The organism is Sulfurospirillum tamanense, from assembly GCF_016937535.1.
Lineage (GTDB): Bacteria > Campylobacterota > Campylobacteria > Campylobacterales > Campylobacteraceae > Sulfurospirillum_B > Sulfurospirillum_B tamanense.
Genome location: NZ_JAFHKK010000005.1, coordinates 56,109 through 75,498 on the forward strand (window position 1 = coordinate 56,109; position 19,390 = coordinate 75,498).

The following is a 19,390-nucleotide window of genomic DNA, read 5'->3' on the forward strand; positions in this document are numbered from 1 at the left end:
GTTAGACTTTAAGTGAAGCAATCGCGTGGGCATAATCCTCTGAACCAAAGACATAATTACCCGCCACCACAATGTCCACACCCGCTTCATCCAAATCACGCACATTCAATCCATTTACGCCACCATCTACCTCAATGAGCACTTTAGCCTCACGGGCGTCAATCATCGCGCGAAGGCGTTTGGCTTTTTCCAAGACACTGGGGATAAACTGCTGCCCTCCAAACCCTGGATTAACACTCATTAAAAGCACCATGTCAATTTCATCAAGCAAAAATTCGATGGCTTCTGGAGGCGTATGCGGGTTAAGGGTGAGTGCTGGAGAAATCCCATAGCTTCGGATTTTTTGAATCAAGCGATGAGGGTGCTTTTCCTCTTCAATATGAAAAGAGATGAATTTAGGCTTCAAGGGCGCAAACAAGTCTACAAAAAAGGTGTTGTTTTGCACCATGAGATGAATATCCAAGGGCTTTGTTGCCGCTTTTGCCACGGCCGAAACCACCACTGGCCCGATGGTCAAATTAGGTACAAAATGGCCATCCATTACGTCTACATGTACAAGGTCACATCCCCCCTCACAAATAGCTTTTATCTCTTCATCTAATCTTCCAAAATCTGCTGAAAGAATACTGGGTGCTACGTACATACTGCTCCTTATTTGGTTAAAAATAGCGTTAAAGGTTTTCCCTCGACGCGAAAATCCACTTGTGCGCCTCGTTTTTCTTTTTTGTGTTGAAAAATTTCTGCAACATTCACAAACGTGCGTGGCATAGTGATGTCAATTTTACACTGTTTTTTCAGCAACAGTTGCACAAATTTTCCCCCAATGATATTAACAAACTCACCAAGAGCATCCATCAACTCTTCGCGAGGGGCATTGGCGCTATCTTCAAGTAAAATTTGGCACGCTTTTCGCGCACTCTCTTCCTCAAAAATCACCACTAAAAGCCCGCTTAAATCCCCAAAAAAAGCCAATGCCACCCCCATCATAGAGTTGGTTTTTTCTAAAGTTAGGGGTTGAATCTTAAGGGCTTCTTTTTTGACTTCACACTGCATCATTACCTCGATGGTATGCATCGCTGTTTGCGTGATGGCCGGCAAAACCTCCACAAGTTGCTTGGTGATGTGTTGGGTTTTTTTGGTCGTAACAGCACCACCACCACCCTCTCCAAGCAAAGACTCATCTTCAAAAAAACTTTTCATTGAATCGTACAGCAACACACCTGCATCTTCTAGCTCTTCGCGCAACGAATCAGCAATACTGCGGCGTGTCAACCCGCACACAGCGATGGTTGCCCCATGTTCTGCGCCTGCAGTAGAAAGGCGTGAGAGAAAATTTACCCCATGAACATTAATAGAGGAGACATTGTGGGCATTAAACAAGAAAAACAAAAAGCCCACTCGAAGAGAGTTTTCATGGTAACGCATGTCAAACTTCTCTGCCAACGTCGAATCGACAAAACTATTCAAACCATACACAATCACGTTGCCTTTGATGTGTACTTGCAGGTGCCTTTCCGATGAACCAATGTAGGAGTTTGACACAGCCACTTCGTGCAAGGGTTTTTGCTCAGCAAAATCTTCTTTTGATTTAGCAACACTTGGCTTGTAGCCTCGTTCGTATAATTCTAAAACCAATTGGTTTTTTTGGTCAACATTATCATTGTACACAATGATTTTTTTGGTGTCGATATTTTCGCCCAAAGGAATCCCTGTAAACAGCGCCGCAATAGCATCGCTCTCAAACAAAGAAAAAGAGACTTTGTGTTGATACATCTCCAAGATGGTGTTGTATTTTTTAAGGTTATAATCACAAAATCCTATAAGGGAACCTGTTTTTTCCTGCACTTGCTCCAATAATCCTACAATGGTCGTCAAACCGCGCTTGTTAAAAAAAACAACTTTTTTCAAAGAAATCAGCGCCGCTTCACAGCCTTTTTCGACCAAAAATTGAATATCTTGGGGCTCAATAATGACCTTAGCATTTTCCCCATCCAAAAACCCTTGTGGCGTAAAGATTGCCAGACCATTTTTAAGTGTAGGTCTCATGATTCAAGCTTTGAAATGCAGGTGTAAAAATCTGCAATCTGCTTCTCTTTGGCGTCGGTAGAAAATTCAAAAAAATCATTTAAACCGCACTTTACAAATACTTCACGGCTCAATTCGTATTGTAGCAACAGTTGCAAAAATACCACGCGGTTATCGTCAGTTTTTGAGGTTTTTAGGTCTTTTAAAAATTGAATAATTTCTTCTGAAAGTTCCCACTTTTTGGCAATCATGCACGCTAAATCAAAAAATCCAAACCCTGTCATTCGCATTAAAATTGCCTCATAACTTAAGGCTTTTTGCGCTTGCAGTAAACGCAGGGTTTGCACATCGTGCTTAAAAATAGCCTCACATGCAGCAATGGCAGCAGGGATAATGGAAGCAACTTTGGAAATTTCCGGGTTCTTGCAATCAAGTTGGGCCATAACCCCTTCCCATTTGACAATGAGTTGCGCTTGAAGCTCTTGAAAGGTGCGTGAATCCAACGCAAAAACTTCCCAATTTTTTGGCATTAGCAAACGCGTGTAGTAACTGTAAAGAATTTGACGGGCACGAAAGAGCCCCAACACACCAAAAATCTGGCGCGCTTCTTTAATTTCTGAACGAAACCCAAAAATAGGTTTATTAACGATTTCGCGCAAATAAACCAAAAGGGCGTCATCTTGCGCCGCACAATCAGCGGCCTTAACCAAATCACCCTCTGAAAGCGCCTTAGAGCACGCTTTGACAATTTTGGGAATGGCAGGAACTTGCGCAACATAATGATCAAGTGCAGCAGATGAAATCATAAGCGACCCGCCTTTTTTAAAGGATGGCTCATGATAACACCCCTTTCATAAAAAGTCTCTAAATTTCGCCGAAACCTTTTACATGTAAAGAAAATTGTGGTACAATACGCGCCTTACTTGTACGAGGGGTTTTAAGTCAACCTTTTGCTTCCTTTTTGTACAATACCCAAAATTTTACCAAGGACTCTCACATGGCAAGAAAATGTGCAATCACTGGCAAAGGCCCTATCGTTGGCAACAACGTTAGCCACGCCAACAATAAAACCAAGCGTCGCTTTCTTCCTAACCTCCGCACGATTCGTGTGATGTTAGAAGATGGTACAACACGCAAAATCAAAGTCGCAGCCTCCACGCTTCGCACCATGAAGAAAAACGCGTAACCCGCGTCTTCATGAGGAATCGCCCCCGTGCCGTCCGCGCCCAAGTTTGCGCATAAGCTGAAAAAATTCCTCAACTGGTCTGAAAAGGCCACACCTGAGATAAGTCTCAACACCGAACTTTACGAACAACTCCGCCCCTTTCGCGTCCCAATCATTTCTGTCGTTTTAGCGATGATGTTTGGGACACTGGGCTATGTCTTCATCGATGACATGTCCCTTTCTGACGCCGTTTACCAATCAGGCATTACCTTTACCACTGTTGGATTTGGCGAAATCGCTCCCATTTCTGAACTGGGTCGTCTTTTTACAGTGACGCTCATTATCATCGGATTTGGTGTGTTCTCTTTTTCCATCGGTGTTTTAGTTCAAGTCCTCAACAAGGGCGACCTCGTTCGCATCCTCAAGGAGCGCAGTATGCTGTACCGCATTGCACGACTCAAAAACCATTTTGTCATCTGCTACCACAATGAATTCACCATTCAACTTGCCAAGCAATTTCGCGAAAATCATGTGCCTTTTGTGGTCATCGACCCTAGCGACTCCTTCGCAAAAACGGCTCACCAATTCAAATATCCCTACTTTTTACAAGAAGAGCCCCATACGGAAATCGCTCTTTTGAAGTCTCACTTTTCTAGTGCAAAAGGAATGATTACGCTTAGTGAAAACATTGCAGATAACATCGCTCAAATTGCTTCAGCAAGACTCTATGAAAAAGAGCTAGGCCTTAGGCGACCCTATTTTATTATGGCCAATGCAAACAATGAGATTGATACTGAAAAACTTAAAAAACTTGGCGCCGATGCGGTGGTTTCACCCACCAAGCTTGTAGCCCAACGCCTTAGTGCTATGAGTATTCGACCCGACATGGAAAATATGATTGAGACCTTTTTGTATCAGAAGAAAGCCGCCATTGACATGGAGGAAATCATCGTACCTGATCACTCTTGGATGCGCTTCAAAAAAATCAAAGAAGCGCATTTACGGGATATTACCAATGTAAGTATTGTTGGTATTCGTGATGCAAAAGGGAAGTTTTCGCCTATGCCAAAAGGCGACACGCTCATTGGCACGGGCAGTAAGTTACTTGTCGTGGGAACAGCGGAAAGCATCCATGCCACCAAACGGATTATCCGAAAAAAAGAAAAACCTGAGGAATTAAAATATGTTTAACATCTTCCCTCTTAAGGGTTCCCTTGAACACGTGAAAGGATTTTATTGCGATGGTGTCAGTGTGGGACTCAAGCCAAATGGTGCTAATGACGTCGCTTTTATTCGCTCTGATGTTTTGTGTGATGTAGAAGCTGTTTTTACCACCAATCAATTTCAAGCAGCACCCATTGTACATTTTAAACGTTATCCTGAAAATTTTCAAACCAATTTTCTGCTTATCAACGCCAAGAATGCCAATGCCATGACGGGCAGAAAAGGCATAGAAGACATCGATACTCTTTTTGCCTCATTGCGTGCAACCTATCCTGCACTTCAAAACCCTATTATGAGCTCCACTGGCGTCATTGGCTACCGCCTCAATCAAGAAAAAATAGCCCAATCTTTTTCCAAATTTGATTTTGAAGCTAAAAACTCTGACGGAGCAGCACGGGCTATCATGACCACGGATAGTTTCAAAAAAGAGCTTTGCCTTCGCGTTGAACCTGAAAATGGAACCCCTTTTCACCTTGGTGCCATTTGTAAGGGGGCGGGGATGATTAACCCAGCCATGGCAACCATGCTCTGTTTTATTGTTACCGATGCCGCACTTCCCAAAGCCGATGCTAAAGAAGCGCTCTCCTACGCCGTTGAGCACTCTTTTAATGCAGCAAGCGTCGATGGCGACACTTCAACCAACGACACGGTACTGCTCCTTAGTAACGGGCAAAGTGGCGGGTACGACAAAGAGGCTTTTAAAGAAGCTTTGGCTCTACTTACCAAACACCTTGCTCTTGAAATTGTCCGTGACGGAGAAGGGGCGACTAAGCTTGTTGCTTTTGAGATTACAGGGGCTGCCACCAGCGAGGAAGCTAAAAAAGTCGCCAAAGCCCTTAGTAACTCTTTGCTTGTTAAAACTGCTTTATTTGGCGAAGACCCTAACTGGGGACGTATTGCTTCCACCATAGGTGCAAGTGGCGTTACATGTAACGATGAAACCCTTGAGATTAAATATGATGATGTTCTTGTTTTTAACAACACCCAACGCGAACTAGACAAGGAACGAGAAATGAAAGCTGCGGCCATCATGAAACAACCAAGCTACACTATACATTGTGATTTAGGTATAGGCTCTGGGACGTTTACGGCTTATGGGTGCGACTTGGGCCATCAGTACGTTACTATTAATGCCGATTACCGCTCGTAACCAACAAGTCCAACTTGGCTAAATAGAGGCACTTTTAACCCCTTTCTTAGTGAGGGGTGGCTATACTTTTGCAAAACAACCAAGGAGGTAGCAATGCTACACGAATACCGTGATATTATCTCAAAAATAAAAGTAGAAAATGCCCATTTTGCAAAAATTTTTGAACGCCACAATGAACTTGATCAGAAGATTCTTGATGTTGAAGAGGGGCGTGAACACATGGAACATTTTGAGCTTGAAACCCTCAAAAAAGAGAAGCTTCGTCTTAAAGATGAAGCCTACCAGATGATCTTGGCTTACAAAGAAGAAAAAAGCCTTTAATCTTCCAGGCTCAAGCCTGGAACCCCTTGCGTTATCTCCCCGCCTTTCACCTTTTCTTTACAAAACTCGACAATTTTCCCATGAAACCTAGCATAAAGTTCCACACGAGAGAGAGTTCTTTCGTATAGCTTTGCCACCTCCGCCTCTTCAAGTCCTTCTATGAGCCACTCTTGAAGCATTTCATAACTCTCAAAAGTATAGCCATAGTAACGCAACAATCTATTTGTATAGCTGTCCACTACCATGGCCTCTTTATAGCATGCGTAACACAAAATTGAATCAGCACTCTCCGGCCCGATGCCTTTTTGGGCAAGTAGCCACTCTCTACTCACCTCTTTAGCAAAAACTTCGAAGGTTTCAAACTCTTCTAAAATCCCCCTGGAGAGTCGTATTAAGGTCTTTGCTTTGGCATTAAAACAACCACTGGGACGAATGTAGTCTTTGAGTTTTTCTTCATTCATTTGCGCCAAAGTCTTTACATGTAACGCGTTTGCTTTACGCAGCAGCGCTAGGCTTTCTTCCACCCGCTCCCATTTGGCTTGCTGGGTTAACACCACCCCCACAACAACCTCAAATGTGCCACTGTTGGGCCACCAAAAGGGATCGCGAGATGTAGCGGCAAACCCTGCATTTTTCAACGCCCCCAAAAGCTCTATGCTACGCCTCATGCCACGCCTGCGTAATAATAGGTGTGTCATCATAAAGTTTGATTTTGTAAGCCTCTTGACACCCCATGCTTGCAAAATCCATGACAACCATTTGTAAAATTCCCTTGCAGCGATTAGGCACTTCAAAAGAGGCGGGAAGGCCTGTCAAAAAACGCTTTAAGGGCGCTGCGGCATCCATCCCGATCACATTGTCTCGACACCCCGTTAGACCAATATCGCTCAAATAGGCCGTCCCTTGCTCCACCATCAAATCATCTGTTCCAACGTGCGTATGCGTTCCAATAATAGCAGATACCTTTCCTTTCAGCAAGGCAAACAATGCCCGTTTTTCACTGGTTGCCTCTGCATGAAAGTCGATCAACACACCGTCGTGAGGCTCTAAGGTCTCCAAGGTTTCAAGGGTGCTAATAAAAGGATTGTCGCACATGGGCATCGTGTAATGGCCCATCACATTTATGACAGCGAGGGTGTAATTTTGGCTTCGCAAGTATCCAACCCCGCATCCAGGAACCCCCTTTGGGTAGTTTACTGGTCGTAAAATAGGATGGGTTTCAAGCAACGGCAAAATCTCTTTTTTATCCCAACTGTGATTTCCTCCACTCATCATATCCACGCCTGCATTAAAAAGCTCATGGGCATTTTTAATACTTAGCCCGAATCCATGGCTAGCATTTTCCGTGTTAGCGATGACATAATCAAGCCTGTGTCTTTCTTTTAATGCCCTTAGGTGCATTTGAATCAATTTGCGCCCAGGTCGTCCTACCACATCGCCAATAAACCCTACTCTCACCCTCTACCCCTTTTTCAAAAAAACTGAAGCGTACGCATTGTAAAACTGTTTTGCCGTGCGTCCGCTTCGTGACGCGCGAGAGGCGGCAAATTGTTTAGCAGCAAGATGGAGTGGGGTTTTGTCACCTTGGTAGTCTTTAAAATAGTGCTCAACAATATCTAAATACTCTTGTTGTGTTCCTTGGTAAAAAGAGAGCCACAAGCCAAACCTATCTGAGAGAGAAATTTTCTCTTCAACCGCATCCGAATAATGCAACTCCCTTTCTAAAACCCTTGTTCCTACGTTATCGCGCACATGTTCTGCGACCAAATGGCGTCGGTTCGATGTCGCGCAGACCATTACATTACAAGGAGGAGATTCGATGGAACCTTCCAAAACTGGTTTTAATCCTTTATAGCTAGTGTCACCCTCTTCAAAAGAAAAATCATCACAAAAAACAACAAACCAATAAGGAAGCTCCCGCAATTCATCCACCACTTCAGGCAAATCCTTTAAATCCTCTTTTGAAAATTCAATCAAGCGCAATCCTTGGTCGGCGTATTGACACAGCAGGGCTTTTACCAAAGAAGACTTTCCCGTTCCTCTTGCGCCCCAAAGCAGTACATGGTTGAAGGGCCTCTTTGCTAAAAATTGCTCCACGTTAACCAAAAATACCTCTTTTTGGCGCTCCATGCCCACCAAATCTTCCAGCCTTACTGCATCAATCTCTCTAACAGGTCGTAAAGTTTGCTTTTTGGGGCGCCAAATGGCCGCTTGGGTTTTTTCCCAAGAGATAAGAGTGCTCATCTTTTCTCCTTTTTACGCAAATACTCAAGAAGAGTTGCAAGAATATCATCGTCATCTTTGCTTGGGGATTTTAAGACCTCTTTTTTTCCATCTTCAAAAGCTACTGTGATGTTTTGCTGGTAATTTGCAATGCTGGAAACTTGGCTCGCCATACCTAAAATTTTCACCACAATCAACTCCAAAAACTGCTTCGTTGGCACATCAACACTTCCAAAACGGTCGCACATCTCTTCTTCAATCTCATACACTTCTTGAATACTTTTACAGTGGCTCAACCGTCGGTAAAGCTCCAACCTCACTCGGTCTTCGCCCACACACTCAGGACTAATGTAAGCGCTAATAGAAAGCTTTAGATCAATCTCTTTTTTTTCACTTTTTTCATGGTGCATCAACTCCCCAATGGCATCTTCAAGCATTTTGAGGTACAAAGCATAACCAATGTTTTTAATGTGCCCGCTTTGGGCTTCACCCACCAAATTTCCCCCACCCCTAATCTCTAAATCATGATACGCTAACACCGACCCGCTCCCCAAAGAAGCGTTTGATTCTAGGGCAACTAGACGCTTTTTGGCTTGGTCGGTTAGGGCTTCTTTATTTTGCACTAAAAAATAACAAAACCCTTGCCGCGCACCACGCCCAACGCGACCCCGAAGTTGATGCAAATCCGCAATCCCAAAGTGGTCGGAAGATTCAATCATAATGGTGTTTACATTGGGCAGGTGAATGCCTGATTCGATAATGGAAGTAGAAAGCAACACATCATAAGCCCCCTCCTCAAACCGTAGCATCTCCTTTTCAGTAAACGCTGCGCTCACTTGAGAATGAAGCACTAAAATGCGAAGGGAGGGGAGGACTTGGCGCAACTCTCTTGCTTTGGATTCGATGCTAGCGATGCGATTGTGTACATAAAAAATCTGCCCGCCTCGGCGAATTTCTCGGAGCAATACCTCTTTTACCAACACCTCATCATACTCTTTCACAAAGGTACGCACATCTTCCCGCTCTTTGGGTGGAGTGAGGATTTGCGAATACTGTCGAATGGAACTTAGCGCCATGTTAAGGCTACGGGGAATTGGGGTGGCGCTCATGGAGAGCACATGGATATTAGCGCGCATATTTTTAAGGGCTTCTTTTTGTTTAACACCAAATTTATGCTCTTCGTCGATGACAAGCAACGCTTGATTTTTCATCGGTGCACCCAAAAGCGCATGGGTACCAATGCACACATCAATGCTTCCCTCCGCAAGCCCTCTTAAAAGACTCGTGCGCTCTTTGGTGGTAGTAAAACGGTCAAGTTTTGCTAAGCGCACACCAAACCCACTAAGTCGCTCTTTAATGCTCTTAAAATGCTGAGAAGAGAGCAAGGTTGTGGGGGCAATAAATGCAACTTGATAACCGCCTTTAACGGTAGCCAAAATAGCATTCATGGCTACTTCTGTTTTTCCAAACCCCACATCCCCACTCAATAACCTATCCATTACCTTACCAGAACCAAGGTCTTCAAAAATCTCTTCAATGCTTCGCTCTTGGTCTGGAGTATATTCAAAACCCGCTTGAGCACGAAACAAGGCCATCTCTTCATGGTCACATCGTACACTAAAACCCTTTACTAGTTCTCGCTTTGCCGCAATATCGATAATCTCTTTGGCAATTTCAAAGAGTTTTTCTCTTGTTTTGGCCTTTAACTTCTGAAAGCTGCCTTTCCCCAGTTTATCCAAGGTCGCTAGCCCGCCACCATCACTAATATAGCGATCAATAACATGCAAGTTTTCCACAGGTAGGAGCAGTTTATCTTCGCCCTGATAAACAAGTGTGACAAAATCGCGCGTGGCGCCTAGCACAGTGGTGTTGGTCAGGCCTTTGAAAATCCCCACCCCGTAAGATTCATGCACCACGTAATCCCCAATGCGCAGTTCGTCCAAAATCATAGAAGGGCGTTTGGGGCGTTTTTTAGAAAGAGGTTTGTTTAAGGAGAGAATAATCTCTTCTTTACTCATAATATTAACAACTAATGGGCTTTCTTGAAAACGCCCTAGTTCTTCTATATTAACCTGCTTAAGCAACGCTTCATTACGCGCCAAGAGCGTAATGCGCTTGTTTTGATGAAGTTCCAAAAAAGGCTTAGGAGCACTCACCTCAATGTCTTGATACTGTTTTGGTTCAGGCAAAAGAGGAAGTGCTAAAAGCCGTGCCGCATCAATTGTCTCATCAAAAAGTGCAATTTCTGCAATTTCACCGTCCATTTTTTGGGCAAAACACGCATCAAAATGGCTCAGGTAATCCATGCGAAGCTCACCAAGACCCCAAAATCCCATTGAGAGCATATCTTTAACAAAGGCATCACTTGGGGTGTTTTCTATAGTATGCAAGACGCGCTCAAACCCTTGTGCGTCTAGTCCAAATAACGCGGGTAAGATTGTCACCGATTCGTGTTCGGTTTTGTCGCTCTTTTGAGTCTCGCAAGCAAAAAAACGAATGCTTTCAATCTCATCACCAAACAAACTAATGCGCACAGGCTCCACAGCATCGATAGAAAAAATATCGATGATATCCCCGCGAAAAGAGACCTCCCCGTGGGACTCTACCACATCCACAAAGGTGTATCCCCAGTGCAATAACTCTTCTTTAAAGGCTGCAAGGGAGACTCTTTCTCCAAAGCAGAGGGTGCGACGCTTGAGGAGTTTTGGAGCGGGAAGGGGATGCAACAAGGTACGCAAAGGGGAGATAAGGACTTTTTTAGGCGAAGCCTCGTTGGCAAAATGGTTAAGTGCTGCCAAAAGGGCATAAAGTTCCGCGCTGTAAGAGCGCAAGTCTTCTGAGTTACGGGCTCTAAAATCAGGTAGAGCAAAAGGCTTTTTTCCCGCTAGTGCTACAGCGTCTTTGAGCCTTGCAACCTCTTTATCGTTTTTGGCAACAAGGATTTGTGCCTTGCCGCCGTGTTTATAATATTCATAACATGCCGCTTGCAAGAGAAATTACACCTCATCTGGAGTGGTTAAAGGGGTTTCATTCTTTTGGGTCAACGCGGGGCGCTCTTCAATGCGAATATTGCTCTGGCCTTGGAAATAGGCCTTTGATTCAATCATCAACTCTTTTGAGAGCACGTTCCCAATAAACCTTCCCCCTGCAAGCACTTCCACATAAGAACAGTCTGCGCTGCCTTCAAATTCACCATTAACTACCAATTTTTCTGCTTTAAGCTCGCCCTTTACGCGTCCTTTTTTTCCTACCACCACTACACTACTGGAGTGAATATTGCCCTCCAACTCTCCATCTACATGTAAACGTGATTCAAGGGTAAACTCCCCACGTATAGTAGCACCAACAGCTATGAGGGTGGTCTCTGAGGATGAGACGGATCGGTTATCATCTTTAGTAAAGATTGCCATGAGACACGATTCTCCTTTTCAAAAATTTCATCAAAACTTGCACTGTTCCAGTCTAAGAAATGTTGTGGGTCCAAAGGACGTGAAATAAACCTTACTTCGTAATGCAAATGAGGCCCCGTAGAGAGTCCGCTGTTGCCAGTATATCCAATTAGCTGACCTTTTCGAACAAATTCACCTGACTTTACCACCATTGTTTTTTCAAGATGGGCGTAAGATGTTTTGAAACCATAGTTATGTTGGACAATAACCAAATAGCCAAAACCACTCTCTTTATGATAGCCTGCAAACTCTACCACGCCATCAGCTGGAGCAACAATGGGTGTGCCAATGGGTGCGCGTAAATCAATCCCGCGGTGAAATTCTCGGGTTTTTAAAATAGGGTGTGTGCGCCATCCAAATTTTCCCGTAAGACCTGTGTTTTCAATCACCCAGCCATTGGGGATGGAGCGAAAAAGGTGTTGTTGTTGCGTGCTAGTCACTGTCAAATTTTCAAGGCGCTCATCAATGCTCGTAGCCTCTGGCGTTTTCAATCCAATAAGCTCCTCAATGCCACTTACTTTGTCATTAATAGCTTCAAACTGCTTGGTCTTGGCATCAATTTGGCGCTGTAATTTTGCATTATGCTCGCCCAGTTGATACTCTTTTTGAATAAGTTCTTCCTTTTTTTCTTCAAGAGAACTAAGTTCTCCATAAAGCATTGAAATTAACCATCCCCCAAAAACAATCACCCCAATCACTGCAAGGGTAAAGTACAACACAAATTTCTTAACCAGCTGGTGCAATAAAAACTGTTTTGAGCCATTAATATCTGTGATCGTAATCACAAATTTATTACGCATTCATCTCCTCCAAAAACCGCTCTACAACCGCAAACGAACCAAAAACAACATACTTTTCTTGCGGATCAAAATCCCATCGAAATGCACCAAACGGAATATTTAATTGCTTTGATGCCTCTACCACCAAAGCCTCGCCCGTTTGTCTTCCCTTTTGAGAAAGCGGCATTAACCAAAGTTCTTTAATTTTTGGTTTTAAAATCTCTAAAATAGCAGCAATATCTTTGTCTAAATAACTGTTGTAGATAAAAATATAATGGGAGTTTTCCAAAGCACCCAAAAGAGCAGATGCCGCCATGGGATTATGTCCGCAATCTAGCACGATATTAGGTGCAATTTTTTCATACCTAGCACGCAAATCTAAAGGTGGAAGTAAAGAGATTTCTGGAAAAACTCCCATCAAGCGCGCGCAAGCATAGGCACTTTTTAGGTTGTCTGTAAAAAACTCAGGAAGGGTGTGGGCTTTTAAATACGCCTTCATCTCCGTCTCTGTTTTGAGCGAAACCATATCCTCTGGAAATACCAATGGTATCTCTTTTTCTTTTGCCAGTGTTTTGGCAATCTTTAACACACGAACATCTTGCTTTGGCGCTATTACTGTCATAGCACTCATGCTACGAAGTTTTGTGCTGGCTATTTCCTCTAGTGTTTCGCCCAAAAAAGCTTGGTGGTCCATCCCAATGGGCGTGATAATGCTTAGGGTTTTAGGAAAAACATTTGTCGCATCCCATTCGCCTCCAAGCCCTGCTTCCAAAACAGCAACCTCGCAAGAAGCAAAAGCCAGCATGGCCAAAAATGTAGTGTATTCAAAATAAGAAAGTTCATGTGCCATATCAGGAGGAAGTAGCAAAGAGAGCTTTACATGTAAAGCTTCTAGCTCCTCGTCCTCCACAAGCTTTCCGTCTCTCCATATACGCTCATTAAAACGCATAAGATGCGGAGACGTATAATGGCCCACTTTTTTGCCTTGTTGTTTTAGCATAAGAGCCAAAAAACGTCCCGTACTCCCCTTGCCATTGGTGCCGACAATATGCACAACAGAAGGGACATGCAAAGCCTCTTTCAAAAAATCGTAGGCGCGAGGCATACGAGTAATGTCAATACGTTCTGAGTAAAGTGGCTTTTGTGCGAGGGTTTGCTCTAGGGTCATTGGGGTGAGGGCTTTACTTGATTTCGTCCTGCCTCTTTGGCTTGGTAGAGCATTTTATCGGCTGCTTCGATGACTTCTTCTTTAGTGCGATGGGCTTTGCGTTCACTAATGCCACAACTTGTCGTCACTGCAATGCGCTCTTTTTTATAAATAAATTTAAAGTTTTCAATCACTTTGCGCACTTTGTCTGCAAAAATGACTGCTTGCTCCAATCCAATACCTGGTAAAATGATTAAAAACTCTTCTCCGCCATAGCGCCCCACAAAGTCCACTTGGCGGCTATATTTGCGTAAAATCTTGCCCACGGTTGAAAGAATAACATCGCCCGCTTCATGCCCAAAAGTGTCGTTAATGTTTTTAAAATGGTCCAAATCTAAAAAACAAATACAATAATCTATTTTATAGCGAATGTACGCTTCCTCCACGCGATCAATCTCTGTTTGCAAGGCGCGCTTGGTTGCTACATGAGTCAAATAGTCTTGCTTGGCCTCTTGTTTGGCTTCCGCCAAAGCATGCTCTAGCCCTTTAACACGCGTATGAAGTTTGTGAATGGTCTGCTGGTTGGTTACCATTTTTTGGTGCAAGGTACTGGTTTCAGATTCTAAAGAAGAGGCGATTAAAATAAGTTTTGCTTGGATAGACTCAAAGGTATCTTTAGAAAAATTGATCCCCTCTAAATCTTTTTTTATCCCCCGAACCTCTCTTGTGCTGTGTTCACTACTGTCGATAAGATGAAGGATTTTTGTATTAATATCATCAAGAAGCTTGTCTAGGGCGCTGATTTTTTCTTGAATCTCTTTTTTATCTAATTCAATGCGCTTTTTAATAAATTGACGTATGTCGTTTTGAATCGCTACCGAGCCCAATACTTCAGGAGAGTTGCGCAGCTCATAACTAATGGTTGCCAAATCGTCATTCATACTCGAAGCAATGGAAGGGGTCAGGGTTGCAATAATTAAAGGAGCGAGGGTTTTATACACCGCTGAATCGTCGTTTTCTTTACGCAAAAGCTTATAGATGTCATTAACCATTGACTCCAAATCATCCTTGTTGATCGGGCCAAATCCATCTAATTTTTTCATAAAACTGTCATCGTATTCATTAATAAAATCAAACCACTTGTCTTTGATTAATTCTACAGATTGGTGGTTTTGTGTTACATCCAAGCGCTCAAGAGACGCGCTTGCAAGTGTGCGTGCGCGCCTATTTGGCAACAAACTCATAGCCTGAAGCACGCGCTTGCTCATCAATACTAAAGATTGAATCAGTCTTGCACTTTCAGTGGGATTGAGGCGATTAAGTTTGGCAGTGAAAAAACTCAATAACTCATCCACGTTGGCTACTTTGTGCCGTTTAGCCTCTTGTTGAAAATCTGTATCCAAACGCGCTAAAAATTTTTCAACTTTTTGGCAATCTTCCATCACAACCCCACGGTTTTTAGCCACCTGACAAAAAACCTTTGTGTAATTATCGGGCGTTAGTGTAAGGTGCTCTTCCCGAAGTTTTTCTAAACTCTCTTTGATAATTTCATTGATCGTGCTTGCCATGGCGCATTCCTCGGATTGATATCGCAGCTATATACTCATCAAGGGCGTCCACAGATGCATTTTTAATGGCTTCAAAGCGGCGCGCATCACTAATAACACTATTGGCTTCAATAGTAAAATCGTACTCTCCTGAAGCACGAACAGTTTCTCTCTCCCCGGTTTCAAACACCGTCACAATCGTCAAACTTACACGTGCTTTATAGGCTGTAACATACCCGTCTTGATCATACATTGTGGCGGAAAATCCCACGGAACCAAGCGTGCCGTACAGTTGGGTTTGCGCCTGTTCCTTTGAAACCACATTACGGCCAAGGCGACCAATCATGGCTTCTTTAAGTGCGTCTTTAATCAACACACTGTTTTTGGGATCTTGCACATTAATAGTAACATCGATAAACACATTTTCACCCAAAACCGACTGGGTCACTTGAGCAGCAGGCCTGTACCCGCACCCTGCAAACAATGCCACCACAAGAATCAACCCAAAAAAACGCATCTATTTCACCACCAAATTCACAAGCTTGCCAGGCACGTAAATCTCTTTAATAAGTGTTGTCTCTTTTAACCACTTGTGTGCCACCTCTTTCCCTGCAAGCAAAATGGCTTCCCTGGAGGCGTCCAAAGGAACTTGAATCTCTCCGCGCCTTTTTCCATTAACAGTCACAGCAATGGTTAGGTTTTCTTCCTCAAAGACCCTCTCATCTATGGTTATCTCGCCCATGTTCTTACATGTAAAAAGGTTTTGGCTAAGCTCCCATGCCACATGGGGAGTGATAGGTTCCAAAATAGACAAAATAACCCAATAGCCCTCCATCCACACTACGGGGTTAGTTTGAACATTGAGGGCGTTAAGAGCCTCCATACACGCAGCAATGAGGGTATTAAACGCATAGCCGCTTTGGTAGACTTCGTTGGATTTTTTGAGTGCTTCATAGACTTTTTTACGCGCGTATTTTTCTTCTTTGCTCAAAGCTTCGTGGGCAATTTCAGGCAATGTGCTGCAAGAGTTGGCGTTGGTGCTGCGCTCCACAAGACGGCGGATAAACTTATACGCCCCTTCCACTGCGCTATCATTCCACTCCAACTCTTTTTGGGGAGGTGCAGCAAAGAGCATAAAAAGGCGTGCTGTATCTGCTCCATATTTTGCCACAATAGCATCAGGGTCAACAGTGTTGCCCTTGGATTTACTCATCTTAGCGCCATCTTTGAGCACCATCCCTTGGGTAAGGAGATTAGTAAAAGGTTCATTGCAATTTACATAGCCCAAATCCCGCAAGACTTTGGTGAAAAATCGGGCGTACAGTAAGTGTAAAATCGCATGTTCAATCCCGCCAATATACTGATCTACTTGCATCCAGTACCCAGCACTTTCTTTATCAAAAGGCACCTCATCCCAGAAAGAAGGGTCACTGGTGTAGCGCAAAAAATACCAACTGGACTGAAAGAAAGTGTCCATGGTGTCAGTTTCACGCAAGGCAGGTTTAGCGCATACTGGGCAAGTTGTATGCTTCCAGGTGGGGTGCTGCTCTAGCGGATTACCCTCACCCGTAATGGAAACATCCTCTGGCAAGGTCACAGGCAAACGCGTTTCAGGCACCACACCACACGTATCGCAATGTACTATTGGAATGGGTGCACCCCAATACCGCTGGCGGCTAATACCCCAATCGCGCAATTTATAATTAATCACCCGCTTGCCAAGCCCTTTGGCTTCAAAATCTTCGATAATCTTTGCCATAGCTTCCTTGGATGCCAAGCCCGTATAAGGGCCAGAATCCACCAACGTGCCATAAGCTGTCATCGCAACAGAAACATCATACTCGCCCGATAAAGGCGCAATGCTCTGACATATAGGCAAACCATACTGTGTGGCAAATTCATGGTCACGCTCATCGTGTGCAGGTACCGCCATGACTGCACCGCCACCGTATTCGATCAAGACAAAATTAGCAACCCACACAGGAACAGCTTCGCCCGTCAACGGGTGAATGACATCAATGCCAAGAGGAAACCCTTCTTTTTTAGCGCTTTGTTTATCGCGGGAGCTTAAACGTCGCATCGCCTCAATAGCAGCTATTGTTGCAGGGTCCAGAGCGTTACATGTAAGCAAGCGCGTCACGATGGGATGCTCTGGCGCCAGTGCTGAATAAGTCACACCATAGAGAGTATCAGGACGCGTAGTAAACACTTCATATCCCTCAAACCCTTCCCCAAGTATTGCTTTTGAAGCGCTTGAAAGTGCGAATGTAAAAGAGAGTCCCTCACTTCGACCAATCCAATTTTCCTGCATCGTCAGCACTTGAGAAGGCCATCCCGCCTTTAGCGTCTCCAAATCTTCCAAGAGTTCTTGGGCGTATTGGGTAATCTTAAGATAATACCCTGGCATTTGGCGTTGAATGACGGGTGTCCCACAACGCCAACACCCGCCCTCTTCTACTTGCTCATTAGCCAACACGGTATGGCAAGGTTCACACCAGTTGACAGTCGCATTTTTGCGGTACACCAATCCTTTTTCATACATTTGCGTAAAAATAAACTGTTCATGTTTGGTATATAGCGCGTCACTGGTTGCAAATTCACGTGTCTTGGAAAAAGAAAGTCCCAATGCACTTAATTCTTTGCGCATGTAAGCAATGTTTTCATAGGTCCATTTTTTAGGATGCGTTTTGTGCTTAATAGCTGCATTCTCTGCAGGCATTCCAAAAGAGTCCCATCCAATGGGATGCAAAACATTAAAACCTTTTTTGCGACAATGACGCGCAATGGCATCCCCGATGGTGTAGTTGCGCACATGCCCCATATGAATGCGTCCACTGGGATAAGGAAACATGCTCAAAATATATTTTTTAGGTAAAGTTTGGTCAGCTAAAGGCTCGAACGCCTCCGTTTCCTCCCAAATCTTTTGCCATTTTGCTTCCAGTGCGGAGGGTACATACTCCATCAATCATTCTCCTTGGTTAAAATTCATCACGTGTTTTTGCTGACTCAATCAACACAAGCGCCAACGAAAACACATTAGCAATCACGGCACCAATGGCCAATGAAATAGCGATGGTTAGGTTTCCTGAAACTTGCATAATAATAAATGCAGGAATCAGGTGCAAGTCTGCTACCAAAGAGCTGGCAAACAGTTCTGCTGAGAGAATGTTGCGCACCCCAATTTTAAGCAACGTGGAAGCAAGATTAATACTTGCGGCCACAAAAAGGGCGATTTCATTATTATCGTACAAAAATCCCGCTGTGGTCGTGAGACTCATCAGCGCAAAAAAGATATAGGTTACCTTTCCCCAATCCATCGCACTCTCCTTTTAGTAGAGCTCTTCTTGAGCTCTAGATACGCTTTTAAAGCAAAGTTTATCCAATATTGTTACACAATACCTTTTTCATACTGGGCTCGCATCTTTTCTTTTTCAAGCCGTCGTTTTTCTGCCTCGGCTTCTTTTGCTTTGTAGCCTTTTACATCAAATCGCAACCACTGAAGGGTTGGGGAGGCCACAAACACGGAGCTATACGTTCCCACCAAAATACCTACAAGCAAGGTGAATCCAAACCCATGAATAATCTCTCCCCCAAATGAAAAGAGGGTCAACACAACGAAAAATGTTGTCAAAGAGGTCAACAAGCTACGCGAGAGGGTTTGTGACACTGAATAATCAATCACAATCTGCAAATTAAGGGTCTTAGATTCTCGCACACTCTCGCGAATACGGTCAAAAATAATGATGGTATCATTAAGTGAATAACCCAAAATCGTCAGCAGTGCTGCTAAAATATCGAGGTTAATATCCACGCGAAATAAAACCAAAGCCCCCACAACAATGGAAATGTCGTGCACAAGGGCGATGATAGCAGCAATAGCAAAACGCCACTCAAACCGATAGGCAATGTAGATTAAAATAGCAATAATCGAGACCAAAAATGCCATCAAACCTTTTTCACGAAGCTCTGCCCCAACCTTTGGGCCCACCATATCTACGCGGCGAATTTCAAAATTCCCAGTGCCTTCAAGCTGGCTTCTCGCTAAATCGCCAACGTCTTCATCCACATTTTGACTAGAACCTGAAAAACGAATGACGACTTCTTCTTCTGAGCCAAACCGTGTAACCGAAGCGTCTTTAAACAAAGGCGTTTGGACAATTTTTTGGCGAATATTGTCTAAGGCAACAGGAGCATCGTACTTCACTTGAATAAGCGTGCCGCCAGAAAAATCAATCCCATAATTAAGGCCTCTTGTCCCCAAAAGAAACAACGAAGCCAACACTAAAAATAGAGAAAATGCAAGAAAAAATGGGCTCTTGCTCATAAAGCCGTAGGTTTTATCCTTTGAAAAAATCTGCAT

19 protein-coding genes are annotated in these 19,390 nt (G+C 43.8%); 4 read left to right on the forward strand and 15 right to left on the reverse strand.

All coding sequences use genetic code 11. The annotated features are described in order from the left end of the window. Position 1: 1 nt before the first annotated feature. Genes rpe through JWV37_RS03755 form a run of 3 tightly spaced genes read right to left on the reverse strand, consistent with a single transcriptional unit; the run spans position 2 to position 2,831 of the window. Positions 2-643 (reverse strand): ribulose-phosphate 3-epimerase, encoded by a 642-nt coding sequence (gene rpe, locus JWV37_RS03745; RefSeq protein WP_205458430.1) that lies wholly within the window; start codon positions 641-643, stop codon positions 2-4. 8 nt (positions 644-651) lie between these two features. Further along, positions 652-2,046 (reverse strand): chemotaxis protein CheX, encoded by a 1,395-nt coding sequence (locus JWV37_RS03750; protein ID WP_205458431.1) that lies wholly within the window; start codon positions 2,044-2,046, stop codon positions 652-654. Then, positions 2,043-2,831 (reverse strand): HDOD domain-containing protein, encoded by a 789-nt coding sequence (locus tag JWV37_RS03755; RefSeq protein ID WP_205458432.1) that lies wholly within the window; start codon positions 2,829-2,831, stop codon positions 2,043-2,045. The genes JWV37_RS03750 and JWV37_RS03755 overlap by 4 nt, the downstream gene beginning before the upstream one ends. A 191-nt stretch (positions 2,832-3,022) precedes the next feature. Between JWV37_RS03755 and rpmB the strand changes: the two genes are divergently transcribed. From rpmB to JWV37_RS03775, 4 genes are all read left to right on the forward strand, one after another. Then, a complete protein-coding gene (gene rpmB, locus JWV37_RS03760; RefSeq protein WP_205458433.1) occupies positions 3,023-3,211 on the forward strand; it encodes a 50S ribosomal protein L28 in 189 nt (62 codons plus the stop codon). Between the two features lie 27 nt (positions 3,212-3,238). After that, complete coding sequence (locus JWV37_RS03765) at positions 3,239-4,381, forward strand: potassium channel family protein (RefSeq protein WP_205458434.1); 1,143 nt, start codon at positions 3,239-3,241, stop codon at positions 4,379-4,381. After that, positions 4,374-5,564, forward strand: a complete 1,191-nt coding sequence (gene argJ / locus JWV37_RS03770; protein ID WP_205458435.1) for a bifunctional glutamate N-acetyltransferase/amino-acid acetyltransferase ArgJ — start codon at positions 4,374-4,376, stop codon at positions 5,562-5,564. Before JWV37_RS03765 ends, argJ begins: the two co-directional genes overlap by 8 nt. Positions 5,565-5,657: 93 nt before the next feature. Then, on the forward strand, positions 5,658-5,885 hold the full coding sequence (locus tag JWV37_RS03775) for an HP1242/YdcH family protein (RefSeq protein WP_205458436.1): 228 nt from the start codon (positions 5,658-5,660) through the stop codon (positions 5,883-5,885). Here JWV37_RS03775 and JWV37_RS03780 read toward each other — a convergent pair. From JWV37_RS03780 to secF, 12 genes are all read right to left on the reverse strand, one after another. After that, the gene (locus JWV37_RS03780) at positions 5,882-6,553 is read right to left on the reverse strand and encodes a 3-methyladenine DNA glycosylase (protein ID WP_205458437.1); all 672 of its coding nucleotides are present in this window, start codon (positions 6,551-6,553) and stop codon (positions 5,882-5,884) included. The genes JWV37_RS03775 and JWV37_RS03780 overlap by 4 nt on opposite strands. Further along, positions 6,543-7,343: a TIGR00282 family metallophosphoesterase gene (locus JWV37_RS03785; protein WP_205458438.1), complete on the reverse strand. Its 801-nt coding sequence runs from the start codon at positions 7,341-7,343 to the stop codon at positions 6,543-6,545. The genes JWV37_RS03780 and JWV37_RS03785 overlap by 11 nt, the downstream gene beginning before the upstream one ends. A 3-nt stretch (positions 7,344-7,346) precedes the next feature. Further along, entirely contained in the window at positions 7,347-8,129 is a 783-nt protein-coding gene (locus JWV37_RS03790; protein WP_205458439.1) for an ATP-binding protein, read from the reverse strand. Further along, on the reverse strand, positions 8,126-11,098 hold the full coding sequence (mfd, locus tag JWV37_RS03795; protein WP_205458440.1) for a transcription-repair coupling factor: 2,973 nt from the start codon (positions 11,096-11,098) through the stop codon (positions 8,126-8,128). Before mfd ends, JWV37_RS03790 begins: the two co-directional genes overlap by 4 nt. Before the next feature lie 6 nt (positions 11,099-11,104). Beyond that, positions 11,105-11,518 (reverse strand): bactofilin family protein, encoded by a 414-nt coding sequence (locus JWV37_RS03800; RefSeq protein WP_205458441.1) that lies wholly within the window; start codon positions 11,516-11,518, stop codon positions 11,105-11,107. After that, on the reverse strand, positions 11,458-12,357 hold the full coding sequence (locus JWV37_RS03805) for a M23 family metallopeptidase (protein ID WP_205458442.1): 900 nt from the start codon (positions 12,355-12,357) through the stop codon (positions 11,458-11,460). The genes JWV37_RS03800 and JWV37_RS03805 overlap by 61 nt, the downstream gene beginning before the upstream one ends. After that, complete coding sequence (locus JWV37_RS03810; RefSeq protein ID WP_205458443.1) at positions 12,350-13,504, reverse strand: folylpolyglutamate synthase family protein; 1,155 nt, start codon at positions 13,502-13,504, stop codon at positions 12,350-12,352. The genes JWV37_RS03805 and JWV37_RS03810 overlap by 8 nt, the downstream gene beginning before the upstream one ends. Further along, complete coding sequence (locus JWV37_RS03815; protein ID WP_205458444.1) at positions 13,501-15,051, reverse strand: GGDEF domain-containing protein; 1,551 nt, start codon at positions 15,049-15,051, stop codon at positions 13,501-13,503. The genes JWV37_RS03810 and JWV37_RS03815 overlap by 4 nt, the downstream gene beginning before the upstream one ends. Continuing rightward, positions 15,032-15,547: an LPS assembly lipoprotein LptE gene (gene lptE, locus JWV37_RS03820; RefSeq protein ID WP_205458445.1), complete on the reverse strand. Its 516-nt coding sequence runs from the start codon at positions 15,545-15,547 to the stop codon at positions 15,032-15,034. The genes JWV37_RS03815 and lptE overlap by 20 nt, the downstream gene beginning before the upstream one ends. Next, complete coding sequence (gene leuS, locus JWV37_RS03825) at positions 15,548-17,992, reverse strand: leucine--tRNA ligase (protein WP_205458478.1); 2,445 nt, start codon at positions 17,990-17,992, stop codon at positions 15,548-15,550. A 16-nt stretch (positions 17,993-18,008) separates the two neighbouring features. Beyond that, positions 18,009-18,347 carry a DUF6394 family protein gene (locus JWV37_RS03830; protein WP_205458446.1) on the reverse strand — a complete coding sequence of 113 codons (339 nt, stop codon included), beginning with the start codon at positions 18,345-18,347 and terminating at the stop codon, positions 18,009-18,011. Between the two features lie 71 nt (positions 18,348-18,418). After that, entirely contained in the window at positions 18,419-19,390 is a 972-nt protein-coding gene (gene secF / locus JWV37_RS03835) for a protein translocase subunit SecF (RefSeq protein WP_205458447.1), read from the reverse strand.

Bases quoted from the DNA above. Each gene is read 5' to 3' on its own strand.
- JWV37_RS03800 (WP_205458441.1), bottom strand. From the start codon at position 11,518: ATGGCAATCTTTACTAAAGATGATAACCGATCCGTCTCATCCTCAGAG.
- JWV37_RS03805 (WP_205458442.1), bottom strand. From the start codon at position 12,357: ATGCGTAATAAATTTGTGATTACGATCACAGATATTAATGGCTCAAAA.
- JWV37_RS03755 (WP_205458432.1), bottom strand. From the start codon at position 2,831: ATGATTTCATCTGCTGCACTTGATCATTATGTTGCGCAAGTTCCTGCC.
- JWV37_RS03775 (WP_205458436.1), top strand. From the start codon at position 5,658: ATGCTACACGAATACCGTGATATTATCTCAAAAATAAAAGTAGAAAAT.
- lptE (WP_205458445.1), bottom strand. From the start codon at position 15,547: ATGCGTTTTTTTGGGTTGATTCTTGTGGTGGCATTGTTTGCAGGGTGC.
- rpe (WP_205458430.1), bottom strand. From the start codon at position 643: ATGTACGTAGCACCCAGTATTCTTTCAGCAGATTTTGGAAGATTAGAT.
- JWV37_RS03790 (WP_205458439.1), bottom strand. From the start codon at position 8,129: ATGAGCACTCTTATCTCTTGGGAAAAAACCCAAGCGGCCATTTGGCGC.
- JWV37_RS03830 (WP_205458446.1), bottom strand. From the start codon at position 18,347: ATGGATTGGGGAAAGGTAACCTATATCTTTTTTGCGCTGATGAGTCTC.
- argJ (WP_205458435.1), top strand. From the start codon at position 4,374: ATGTTTAACATCTTCCCTCTTAAGGGTTCCCTTGAACACGTGAAAGGA.
- JWV37_RS03750 (WP_205458431.1), bottom strand. From the start codon at position 2,046: ATGAGACCTACACTTAAAAATGGTCTGGCAATCTTTACGCCACAAGGG.
- JWV37_RS03815 (WP_205458444.1), bottom strand. From the start codon at position 15,051: ATGGCAAGCACGATCAATGAAATTATCAAAGAGAGTTTAGAAAAACTT.
- secF (WP_205458447.1), bottom strand. From the start codon at position 19,390: ATGCAGATTTTTTCAAAGGATAAAACCTACGGCTTTATGAGCAAGAGC.
- leuS (WP_205458478.1), bottom strand. From the start codon at position 17,992: ATGGAGTATGTACCCTCCGCACTGGAAGCAAAATGGCAAAAGATTTGG.
- rpmB (WP_205458433.1), top strand. From the start codon at position 3,023: ATGGCAAGAAAATGTGCAATCACTGGCAAAGGCCCTATCGTTGGCAAC.
- JWV37_RS03810 (WP_205458443.1), bottom strand. From the start codon at position 13,504: ATGACCCTAGAGCAAACCCTCGCACAAAAGCCACTTTACTCAGAACGT.
- JWV37_RS03780 (WP_205458437.1), bottom strand. From the start codon at position 6,553: ATGAGGCGTAGCATAGAGCTTTTGGGGGCGTTGAAAAATGCAGGGTTT.